The 754-nt window shown below is 62.9% G+C and carries 1 pseudogene; it reads left to right on the top strand.

Features of this window, described 5'->3' with window-relative positions:
* Positions 1-89: 89 nt before the first annotated feature.
* Positions 90-754, top strand: a pseudogene (locus GL286_RS22105) (IS30 family transposase); the annotation flags it as partial.

Below are 754 nucleotides of genomic sequence, written 5' to 3'. Positions count from 1 at the left end.
TCATTACCGCGCAACAACTTGCCGTAGTGGCACATTCCATTCTGGAAAGCATCACTGGATAGATTCCTGATGCACTTCAGGAGGATGTCATGAGGCGCCCGCTCACCAACCTGACGCTGGACGAGCGCCGCGTCATCGCAAGCCTGCTTCAGGCCAAGGTGCCGAAGACGAGAATCGCGGCGATGCTCGGCCGCGATCGCTCGACGATCACCCGCGAGATCAAGCGCAATTGGTGGCACGACAAGGAAGTGCCGCAGGCAGATGGCTATTGGCACATGAACGCCCAGTCACAGGCCGGGCGCAGGCGTTCACGCCGACGCAAGCTCGAACGGCTTGCGGATCTGCGTGCCGAGGTGATCCACCGCCTTCGTGAGGGTTGGTCGCCCGAGCAGATCGCCGGTCGGCTCAGGATCGAGCCCACCGCACCGCACCGGCTCTGCCATGAGACGATCTATCAGTATGTCTACTCCGCCGACGGCCAAACTGCGCAACTGGCCCGCCTCCTCCCCGAGCGACGCCGCAAGCGCAAGCCGCGCTATGCCCGCCAGCCCAGGAACCGCGTTTTCCCCTTGGAAACCAGCATTCACAACCGCCCTGCGGAGATCAATGACCGCAGCCAGTTTGGCAATTGGGAGTGAGGCGGGACCGTCGCGCCAGATGGCGCGGCGTAAGCCCGCCGAACGATCTGATGATCTTTGAGCGCGCTCAGGGCGACGCGAATGTGGCCACGCTGATCGAGAGGAAGACCCGTTAC

It is taken from the genome of Paracoccus aestuariivivens (assembly GCF_009711225.1).
Classification (GTDB): domain Bacteria; phylum Pseudomonadota; class Alphaproteobacteria; order Rhodobacterales; family Rhodobacteraceae; genus Paracoccus; species Paracoccus aestuariivivens.
The sequence above is the reverse complement of the archived record's forward strand: the minus strand, read 5'-3'. Positions and strand labels throughout refer to the sequence as shown.